Below are 6,106 nucleotides of genomic sequence, written 5' to 3'. Positions count from 1 at the left end.
CGTCACACTCCGTTCTTCAAAGGCTACCGTCCACAGTTCTACTTCCGTACCACTGACGTGACCGGTAACTGCGAACTGCCGGAAGGCGTTGAAATGGTAATGCCAGGTGACAACATTCAGATGACTGTTACCCTGATCAAGACCATCGCAATGGAAGACGGTCTGCGCTTCGCTATCCGTGAAGGCGGTCGTACCGTCGGCGCCGGCGTTGTGGCCAAAATCATCGAGTAATCACTCGACCGATTGAAAAAAACCCCCGCTCAGCGGGGGTTTTTTTTATTGGGTTGACACTAAATGGGGGCGTCTATAGAATCACGCCTCCTTTTAGCGGGCGTAGTGCGTCCGTTGGGAACAGCCTGGAGTCTGAAATCCAATGCAAAATCAGCAAATCCGTATCAGGTTGAAGGCTTTCGACCATCGCCTGATCGACCAATCCACCCAGGAAATCGTGGAAACCGCGAAACGTACTGGTGCACAAGTGCGTGGTCCAATTCCACTGCCTACCCGCAAAGAGCGTTTCACCGTTCTGGTTTCCCCGCACGTCAACAAAGACGCGCGCGACCAGTACGAGATTCGCACTCATAAGCGTGTTCTGGACATCGTCCAGCCAACGGATAAAACCGTTGACGCGCTGATGAAGCTTGATCTGGCGGCAGGTGTGGAAGTACAGATCAGCCTCGGCTAAGACTTCGGTCTAGTCGTGTAACGCTCTGAAATGGGCGGCCATAGCGGGTGAAAGCCCCGTACACTCATGAGGTTTACAACATGACTATTGGTGTAATCGGTCGCAAGTGCGGTATGACCCGCATTTTCACCGAAGAAGGTGTCTCCATTCCGGTCACGGTCATTGAGATCGAGCCGAATCGCGTCACCCAGTTCAAAACTGAAGAAACCGATGGCTACCGTGCAGTGCAAGTCACTGTCGGCGAGCGTCGTGCTTCGCGTGTGACTGCCGCTCAGGCAGGCCACTTCGCCAAGGCCAACGTTGCCGCTGGTCGCGGTGTTTGGGAGTTCCGTCTTGAAGAAGGCGATTTCCAGGCTGGCGATCTGATCAAAGCTGAACTCTTCACTGCAGGCCAGCTGGTTGACGTTACTGGTCAGTCCAAAGGTAAAGGCTTCGCCGGTACCATCAAGCGCTGGAACTTCCGTGGTCAGGACAACACCCACGGTAACTCCGTGTCGCACCGTGTTCCTGGTTCCATCGGCCAGTGCCAGACTCCTGGTCGTGTGTTCAAGGGCAAGAAAATGTCCGGTCACATGGGCGCCGAGCGCGTGACTGTTCAGTCCCTGGAAGTAGTTCGCGTAGACGCTGAGCGCAACCTGCTGCTGATCAAGGGTGCCGTACCTGGCGCTACTGGCGGCGACGTGGTTGTACGTCCAGCTGTCAAGGCTCGCGGTTAAGGGGAAACTGACATGCAACTTAATGTAAATGACGCTCAGGCGATCGAAGTTTCCGAACTGACTTTCGGTGGCGAATTCAACGAGACGCTGGTTCACCAAGCAGTCGTGGCCTACATGGCCGGCGGCCGTCAGGGCACCAAGCAGCAGAAGACCCGTTCCGACGTGGCTGGTGGCGGTAAGCGCCCATGGCGTCAGAAGGGTACTGGCCGTGCTCGTGCTGGTACCACTCGTGGTCCGATCTGGCGTGGCGGTGGTGTAACCTTCGCAGCTCGCCCACAAGATCACTCGCAGAAGCTCAACAAGAAGATGTATCGCGCAGCTCTGCGCTCCATCCTCGCTGAGCTGGTGCGTAGCGACCGTCTGGTCGTGGTTCAGGACTTCGCTGTTGAAGCACCGAAAACCAAAGATCTGCTGAACAAGCTGAACGGCATGGGTCTGAGCGATGTATTGATCGTTTCCGACGCTGTTGATCAGAACCTGTACCTGGCTGCTCGTAACCTGCCGCACGTCGATGTACGTGACGTACAAGGTTCCGACCCGGTCAGTCTGATCGCATACGAGAAAGTGTTGATCACTGTCTCGGCCGTGAAGAAATTCGAGGAGCTGCTGGGATGAACCAGGAACGCGTATTCAAAGTCCTCCTTGGCCCGCACGTTTCCGAGAAGGCTACCGTTCTGGCTGAGAAGAAAGGCCAGTTCGTATTCAAGGTTGCTACTGATGCAACCAAGCTGGAAATCAAGAAAGCTGTCGAAGGCCTGTTCAACGTAAAAGTTGAAAACGTGTCGACTGTTAACGTTCTGGGTAAAACCAAGCGTACCGCACGTGGTCTGGGCAAGCGTAATGACTGGAAGAAGGCGATCGTCTCCCTTCAGCCAGGCCAAGATCTCGATTTCAGCAGCAGTGCTGAGTAAGGAAGGGGTGCATCATGGCAATCGTTAAATGCAAACCGACTTCCCCTGGCCGCCGTTTCGTGGTCAAGGTGGTCAACAAGGAGCTGCACAAAGGCGCTCCTCACGCACCGCTGATCGAGAAAAAATCGAAGTCTGGTGGTCGTAACAACAATGGCCGCATTACCACTCGTCACGTTGGTGGTGGTCACAAGCAGCATTACCGTCTGGTCGACTTCCGTCGCAACGACAAAGATGGCATTCCAGCCACTGTCGAGCGTATCGAATACGATCCGAACCGTACTGCTCACATCGCCCTGCTGTGCTACGCAGACGGTGAGCGTCGCTATATCATCGCGCCTAAGGGCGTGAGCGCTGGCGACCAGCTGATCGCAGGTGCCCTGGCCCCAATCAAGGCCGGTAACTCCCTGCAGCTGCGCAACATTCCAGTAGGTAGCACCATTCACGGCATCGAACTGAAGCCGGGTAAAGGTGCTCAGATCGCTCGTTCCGCTGGTGCTTCGGCTCAGCTGATCGCTCGCGAAGGTGTCTACGTGACCCTGCGTCTGCGCTCTGGTGAAATGCGTAAAGTCCTGGCTGAGTGCCGTGCGACCCTGGGCGAAGTCTCGAACTCCGAGCACAGCCTGCGTTCGCTGGGTAAAGCTGGTGCCAAACGCTGGCGCGGCGTTCGCCCAACCGTTCGTGGTGTTGCCATGAACCCGGTTGACCACCCACACGGTGGTGGTGAAGGTCGTACCTCCGGTGGTCGTCATCCGGTATCGCCATGGGGCTTCCCAACCAAGGGTGCTAAAACCCGTGGTAATAAGCGTACCGACAACATGATCGTCCGTCGTCGCAAGTAACTAGAGGGATACGACAGTGCCACGTTCTCTGAAAAAAGGTCCTTTTATCGATCTTCACCTGTTGAAGAAGGTCGAAGTGGCGGTGGAGAAGAACGATCGCAAGCCAGTTAAAACCTGGTCGCGTCGCTCGATGATCCTGCCACAAATGGTCGGTCTGACCATCGCGGTTCACAACGGTCGCCAGCATGTTCCAGTTCTCGTGAACGAAGACATGGTCGGCCACAAACTGGGCGAGTTCGCCGGTACCCGCACCTATCGCGGGCACGTGGCTGACAAGAAAGCCAAGCGTTAAGGGGTAAGGAAATGGAAGTAGCCGCTAAGTTGTCGGGCGCTCGCATCTCCGCCCAGAAAGCCCGCTTGGTCGCCGACCAGATCCGCGGGAAGAAGGTGGGCGAAGCGCTCAACCTGTTGGCCTTCAGCAGCAAAAAAGCCGCTGAAATCATGAAGAAAGTCCTCGAGTCGGCCGTAGCCAACGCCGAACACAACGAAGGCGCAGACGTTGATGACCTGAAGGTCTCCACCGTCTTCGTCAACGAAGGGCGTTCGCTGAAGCGCATCATGCCACGTGCCAAAGGCCGTGCTGATCGCATCGTCAAGCGGTCTTGCCATATCACTGTCAAGGTTGCGGACAAGTAACGGAGTCGATCAGATGGGTCAGAAAGTACATCCCACTGGCATTCGCCTGGGAATCGTCAAGGAGCACACCTCCGTCTGGTACGCAGACGGTGCTACTTACGCAGATTACCTGTTGAAGGATCTGAAAACGCGTGAGTACCTCCAAGACAAACTAAAAAGCGCGTCCGTAAGCCGTATCGATATTCATCGTCCGGCTCAAACTGCACGCATCACCATCCACACCGCTCGTCCCGGTATCGTTATCGGTAAGAAAGGTGAAGATGTCGAGAAGCTGCGTCAGGACCTGACCAAGCAGATGGGTGTGCCTGTGCACATCAACATCGAAGAGATCCGCAAGCCGGAACTCGACGCTATGCTGGTTGCGCAGAGCGTAGCTCAGCAGCTGGAACGCCGTGTAATGTTCCGTCGCGCCATGAAGCGCGCGGTACAGAACGCCATGCGTATTGGTGCCAAGGGCATCAAGATCCAGGTGAGCGGTCGTCTCGGCGGTGCTGAGATTGCTCGTACCGAGTGGTATCGCGAAGGTCGTGTGCCTCTGCACACCCTGCGTGCCGATATCGACTACAACACCTACGAAGCTCACACCACTTACGGTGTGATCGGTGTGAAGGTTTGGATCTTCAAAGGCGAAGTTATTGGTGGTCGCCAAGAAGAACTGAAACCACAAGCACCAGCGCCTCGTAAAAAAGCTGCTAAGTAAGGGGTACGCCAAATGTTGCAACCAAAGCGTACAAAATTCCGCAAGCAGATGACTGGCCACAACCGTGGTCTGGCACTGCGCGGTAGCAAAGTCAGCTTCGGCGAATTCGCCCTGAAAGCTGTTGCTCGCGGTCGCCTCACCGCTCGCCAGATCGAGTCTGCACGTCGTGCACTGACCCGTCACGTTAAGCGTGGCGGTAAGATCTGGATCCGTGTGTTCCCGGACAAGCCGATCTCCAAGAAACCTCTCGAGGTTCGTATGGGTAAAGGTAAGGGCTCCGTGGAGTACTGGGTTGCCCAGATTCAGCCAGGCAAAGTCCTGTACGAGATCGAGGGTGTTTCTGAAGAGCTGGCGCGCGAAGCTTTCGCCCTGGCTGCTGCAAAGCTGCCTCTCGCCACCTCCTTTGTTAAGCGGACGGTGATGTGATGAAAGCGAATGAACTTCGTGAAAAATCGGCACAGCAACTGAACGAGCAACTGCTCGGCTTGCTGCGCGACCAGTTCAATCTGCGTATGCAGAAAGCAACTGGCCAGTTGGGGCAGTCGCACCTGCTCTCGCAAGTTAAGCGTGACATCGCTCGCGTGAAAACTGTGCTCAACCAGCAGGCAGGTAAGTGATCATGGCTGAAGCTGAAAAAACCGTCCGTACGCTGACTGGCCGTGTCGTCAGCGACAAAATGGACAAGACCATCACCGTTCTGATCGAGCGTCGCGTAAAGCACCCGATCTACGGTAAATACGTTAAGCGTTCGACTAAGCTGCACGCGCACGACGAAGCCAACCAGTGCAAGATCGGCGACAAGGTTTCCATCCGTGAAACCCGTCCGCTGGCCAAGACCAAGTCCTGGGCACTGGTTGAAGTCCTCGAACGCGCTGTTGAAGTCTAAGGGCTAGGGGTCGGAGAAATTTTATGATTCAGACTCAATCCATGCTCGATGTGGCCGATAACAGCGGCGCTCGTCGCGTCATGTGCATCAAGGTACTCGGCGGTTCGCACCGCCGTTACGCCGGCATCGGTGACATCATCAAGGTTACCGTCAAGGAAGCAATTCCGCGCGGTAAGGTCAAAAAAGGCCAAGTGATGACCGCTGTTGTCGTACGTACCCGTCACGGTGTTCGTCGCGCTGACGGTTCCATCATTCGTTTCGACGGCAACGCTGCTGTTCTGCTGAACAACAAGCAAGAGCCGATCGGCACTCGCATCTTCGGGCCAGTGACCCGTGAGCTTCGTACTGAGAAGTTCATGAAGATCGTCTCGCTCGCCCCTGAAGTGCTGTAAGGAGATCCGACATGCAAAAGATTCGTCGTGACGACGAGATCATCGTGATCGCCGGCAAAGACAAAGGTAAGCGCGGTAAGGTGCTGAAGGTTCTGGCTGATGACCGTCTGGTTATCGGTGGCGTGAACCTGGTCAAGCGTCATACCAAGCCTAACCCGATGGCGGGCGTACAGGGCGGTATCGTCGAGAAAGAAGCGCCTCTGCACGCTTCCAACGTTGCCATCTTCAACGGTGAAACCAACAAGGCTGACCGCGTTGGTTTCAAAGTAGAAGACGGTAAAAAAATTCGTGTCTTCAAGTCGACCCAAAAAGCGGTTGATGCTTGAACACTGCTAGGTAGA

General features: G+C 55.5%; 13 protein-coding genes and 1 pseudogene. All 14 read left to right on the top strand.

All coding sequences use genetic code 11. The features are described 5' to 3' along the window. Window positions 1-231 (top strand): annotated as a pseudogene (locus tag ACF8EF_RS19370) (elongation factor Tu); the annotation flags it as partial. A gap of 142 nt (window positions 232-373) precedes the next feature. Continuing rightward, window positions 374-685 carry a 30S ribosomal protein S10 gene (gene rpsJ, locus ACF8EF_RS19365; RefSeq protein ID WP_003186070.1) on the top strand — a complete coding sequence of 104 codons (312 nt, stop codon included), beginning with the start codon at window positions 374-376 and terminating at the stop codon, window positions 683-685. 80 nt (window positions 686-765) lie between these two features. Then, entirely contained in the window at window positions 766-1,401 is a 636-nt protein-coding gene (gene rplC / locus ACF8EF_RS19360; protein ID WP_003255486.1) for a 50S ribosomal protein L3, read from the top strand. A gap of 12 nt (window positions 1,402-1,413) precedes the next feature. Continuing rightward, window positions 1,414-2,016 carry a 50S ribosomal protein L4 gene (gene rplD, locus ACF8EF_RS19355; RefSeq protein ID WP_003255485.1) on the top strand — a complete coding sequence of 201 codons (603 nt, stop codon included), beginning with the start codon at window positions 1,414-1,416 and terminating at the stop codon, window positions 2,014-2,016. Beyond that, entirely contained in the window at window positions 2,013-2,312 is a 300-nt protein-coding gene (gene rplW, locus ACF8EF_RS19350; RefSeq protein ID WP_003255484.1) for a 50S ribosomal protein L23, read from the top strand. The genes rplD and rplW overlap by 4 nt, the downstream gene beginning before the upstream one ends. A gap of 14 nt (window positions 2,313-2,326) precedes the next feature. Continuing rightward, on the top strand, window positions 2,327-3,151 hold the full coding sequence (gene rplB, locus ACF8EF_RS19345; RefSeq protein WP_003255483.1) for a 50S ribosomal protein L2: 825 nt from the start codon (window positions 2,327-2,329) through the stop codon (window positions 3,149-3,151). Window positions 3,152-3,167: 16 nt separating this feature from the next. Continuing rightward, window positions 3,168-3,443 (top strand): 30S ribosomal protein S19, encoded by a 276-nt coding sequence (rpsS, locus tag ACF8EF_RS19340; protein ID WP_003255482.1) that lies wholly within the window; start codon window positions 3,168-3,170, stop codon window positions 3,441-3,443. Window positions 3,444-3,454: 11 nt separating this feature from the next. Next, on the top strand, window positions 3,455-3,787 hold the full coding sequence (rplV, locus tag ACF8EF_RS19335; RefSeq protein WP_003103908.1) for a 50S ribosomal protein L22: 333 nt from the start codon (window positions 3,455-3,457) through the stop codon (window positions 3,785-3,787). Between the two features lie 13 nt (window positions 3,788-3,800). Beyond that, window positions 3,801-4,487, top strand: coding sequence for a 30S ribosomal protein S3 (gene rpsC / locus ACF8EF_RS19330; RefSeq protein WP_003255481.1), 687 nt, complete (start codon window positions 3,801-3,803; stop codon window positions 4,485-4,487). A 12-nt stretch (window positions 4,488-4,499) separates the two neighbouring features. Further along, window positions 4,500-4,913: a 50S ribosomal protein L16 gene (gene rplP / locus ACF8EF_RS19325; protein ID WP_003255479.1), complete on the top strand. Its 414-nt coding sequence runs from the start codon at window positions 4,500-4,502 to the stop codon at window positions 4,911-4,913. After that, complete coding sequence (gene rpmC, locus ACF8EF_RS19320; protein WP_002555481.1) at window positions 4,913-5,104, top strand: 50S ribosomal protein L29; 192 nt, start codon at window positions 4,913-4,915, stop codon at window positions 5,102-5,104. The genes rplP and rpmC overlap by 1 nt, the downstream gene beginning before the upstream one ends. Window positions 5,105-5,106: 2 nt before the next feature. Then, the gene (gene rpsQ, locus ACF8EF_RS19315; RefSeq protein WP_003255478.1) at window positions 5,107-5,373 is read left to right on the top strand and encodes a 30S ribosomal protein S17; all 267 of its coding nucleotides are present in this window, start codon (window positions 5,107-5,109) and stop codon (window positions 5,371-5,373) included. A 23-nt stretch (window positions 5,374-5,396) separates the two neighbouring features. Next, the gene (gene rplN / locus ACF8EF_RS19310) at window positions 5,397-5,765 is read left to right on the top strand and encodes a 50S ribosomal protein L14 (RefSeq protein WP_002555479.1); all 369 of its coding nucleotides are present in this window, start codon (window positions 5,397-5,399) and stop codon (window positions 5,763-5,765) included. 11 nt (window positions 5,766-5,776) lie between these two features. Then, a complete protein-coding gene (gene rplX, locus ACF8EF_RS19305) occupies window positions 5,777-6,091 on the top strand; it encodes a 50S ribosomal protein L24 (RefSeq protein ID WP_003255476.1) in 315 nt (104 codons plus the stop codon). Window positions 6,092-6,106 lie beyond the last annotated feature (15 nt).

The organism is Pseudomonas sp. zjy_15 (assembly GCF_043101865.1).
GTDB classification, from domain to species: Bacteria; Pseudomonadota; Gammaproteobacteria; order Pseudomonadales; family Pseudomonadaceae; genus Aquipseudomonas; species Aquipseudomonas putida_Y.
Note: the sequence above shows the minus strand (reverse complement) of the source record. Positions and strands in the feature narration are given on the sequence as shown.

Excerpts from the sequence above, each read along its gene's own strand:
- rpmC (WP_002555481.1), top strand. The coding sequence starts at position 4,913 with ATGAAAGCGAATGAACTTCGTGAAAAATCGGCACAGCAACTGAACGAG.
- rplP (WP_003255479.1), top strand. The coding sequence starts at position 4,500 with ATGTTGCAACCAAAGCGTACAAAATTCCGCAAGCAGATGACTGGCCAC.
- rplW (WP_003255484.1), top strand. The coding sequence starts at position 2,013 with ATGAACCAGGAACGCGTATTCAAAGTCCTCCTTGGCCCGCACGTTTCC.
- rplB (WP_003255483.1), top strand. The coding sequence starts at position 2,327 with ATGGCAATCGTTAAATGCAAACCGACTTCCCCTGGCCGCCGTTTCGTG.
- rpsC (WP_003255481.1), top strand. The coding sequence starts at position 3,801 with ATGGGTCAGAAAGTACATCCCACTGGCATTCGCCTGGGAATCGTCAAG.
- rplV (WP_003103908.1), top strand. The coding sequence starts at position 3,455 with ATGGAAGTAGCCGCTAAGTTGTCGGGCGCTCGCATCTCCGCCCAGAAA.
- rpsJ (WP_003186070.1), top strand. The coding sequence starts at position 374 with ATGCAAAATCAGCAAATCCGTATCAGGTTGAAGGCTTTCGACCATCGC.
- rpsQ (WP_003255478.1), top strand. The coding sequence starts at position 5,107 with ATGGCTGAAGCTGAAAAAACCGTCCGTACGCTGACTGGCCGTGTCGTC.
- rplC (WP_003255486.1), top strand. The coding sequence starts at position 766 with ATGACTATTGGTGTAATCGGTCGCAAGTGCGGTATGACCCGCATTTTC.
- rplX (WP_003255476.1), top strand. The coding sequence starts at position 5,777 with ATGCAAAAGATTCGTCGTGACGACGAGATCATCGTGATCGCCGGCAAA.
- rplN (WP_002555479.1), top strand. The coding sequence starts at position 5,397 with ATGATTCAGACTCAATCCATGCTCGATGTGGCCGATAACAGCGGCGCT.
- rplD (WP_003255485.1), top strand. The coding sequence starts at position 1,414 with ATGCAACTTAATGTAAATGACGCTCAGGCGATCGAAGTTTCCGAACTG.